The sequence below is a fragment of the Polynucleobacter sp. 39-46-10 genome (assembly GCF_002282275.1).
Genome location: NZ_NCJB01000385.1, coordinates 1 through 1,998 on the forward strand (window position 1 = coordinate 1; position 1,998 = coordinate 1,998).

At 47.4% G+C, this 1,998-nt stretch carries 2 protein-coding genes; both read right to left on the reverse strand.

Translation table 11 applies throughout. The features are described from left to right. Positions 1–109: 109 nt before the first annotated feature. Positions 110–958, reverse strand: a complete 849-nt coding sequence (gene prmC / locus B7X71_RS15905; protein WP_293601448.1) for a peptide chain release factor N(5)-glutamine methyltransferase — start codon at positions 956–958, stop codon at positions 110–112. 10 nt (positions 959–968) lie between these two features. Next, positions 969–1,998, reverse strand: a 1,030-nt coding sequence (prfA, locus tag B7X71_RS15910; RefSeq protein ID WP_293601449.1) for a peptide chain release factor 1, incomplete at its 5' end; no start/stop codon positions are given.

Sequence of the window (1,998 nt, forward strand, 5' to 3'; positions counted from 1 at the left end):
TCCATAATTTTCTTCCTGAATTGACGCTATAAGATGATCTTGAATTGCAACTAATAATGGGTTAATTTTAAGGCTATCTGTAGAAAAGGGTTAATTCCCTTGGTGGGTTTTAGAGTCTTTTTCGCCCAGAAGCTGCACGGCTGTGGCCCGCTAAATCGAGGTGCGCCTGTACATCGATTAGGTCTGTCTCTTTCATTAGCTCCAGCACCGCTTCGGATTGATCAAAGCCATGCTCTACAACAATCAGCCCGCCAGGTTTCAGGTACTTATCTGCTCCGGCAATAATGATCTCTAGGCAGCTTAAGCCGCTGGCATAGTCGGTTAGCGCTGAAGGCGGCTCAAATCGGAGGTCCCCTTGAGTGAGGTGGGGATCCTGGTTAGCAATATAGGGTGGGTTGCTAACAATCACGTCAAACTGGTTTTGTGGGCTCACTGCCTCATACCAATTGCCTTGTGAAAACTGGACTTGCTCTGTCAGATTCAGAAAGTGGGCATTATGCTTAGCGATTGCTAGAGCCTCAGCTGATCGATCTGTTGCAAGCAGTGACGCCTGGGGTGCAGCACTAGCGATCGAAAGGGCGATAGCGCCGGAGCCAGTACCTAGATCTAACACTTTGGTGGGTTTATTGAGTTTGGCGATTTCACTAAGGGCAATCTCTACAAGAAGCTCAGTTTCTGGGCGAGGAATTAGTACCCCAGGCCCTACCTGTAATTCAATATTATGAAAACCCTTCTTACCCAAGATATACGCAATGGGCTCACCATTCATTCTTCTGGAGACTAGACTTTCCCATTCCTCAAAAGCTTGCTCATTCAGACGCATATCGTCGCGCGATAGGAGCGCAGAACGCGGGAGTTGATAGTGCCTCTCTAGTAGGTGGGCTAGCAATATCCGTGCCTCATTGGCTGGCAATGCGCAGTTGCTAATGAATTCTCGTAAAGACTGATTGATACTCATCTTGCTTGTATCAATTATCCCCAAGCGCTGCAAGAAGCTCTGCTTGATGTTCTGAAGCCAAAGCATTGCACAGATCATCTAAATCCCCATCCATCATGGCATCAATCTTATAGAGCGTGAGATTAATGCGGTGATCAGTAATCCGACCTTGAGGGAAGTTATAAGTGCGAATACGATCGCTGCGATCACCAGAGCCAATTAAAGATTTTCTGGTTTGCGCTTCGAGCTGATGTTTCTCACGTTCACGAGCATCCATGATGCGTGAGACCAGCACCTTCATCGCTTGCTCGCGATTGCGGTGTTGGCTACGGTCATCCTGACACTCAACCACTGTGCCTGTAGGTAGGTGTGTAATCCGAACTGCAGAATCAGTTTTATTAATATGCTGACCACCTGCACCTGAAGCCCTAAAAGTATCAATACGTAATTCGGCAGGATTTATTTTGACTGCTTCTAGTTCATCTGCTTCGGGCATAACTGCGACCGTGCAGGCTGAAGTATGAATACGGCCCTGAGTTTCTGTTTGAGGTACGCGTTGCACGCGATGTCCACCAGATTCAAACTTGAGGCGCGAGTAAACAGATTGGCCTACTAAGCGGAGAACAACTTCTTTATATCCACCCAGGTCAGATTCAGCAGCATTGACCACTTCAACCTTCCAGCCTTGGCGTTCAGCAAAGCGCGTATACATTCGGAGTAAGTCACCAGCAAAAAGTGCGCTCTCATCACCACCCGTACCTGCACGAATTTCTAAGAAGACATTGCGTTCATCGTTGACATCTTTGGGTAGCAAGAGTTTTTGTAGGACGCCCTCAAGCTCCTCCATAGTAGCTTGTGCTTGTTTTTGTTCTTCGTCGGCAAAGTCCTTCATCTCAGGATCTTTGCGCATCTCTTCAGCGGCTTGAGCATCAGCCTCAGCTTGTTTGTATAAGCCAAATTGCTCAACTACCATCGCAATATCAGAATGCTCGCGCGTGAGCTTCCGATAATTATCCATGTCTTTCGTGGACTCTTCGGTGGTTAATAGGGAATTGAGTTCG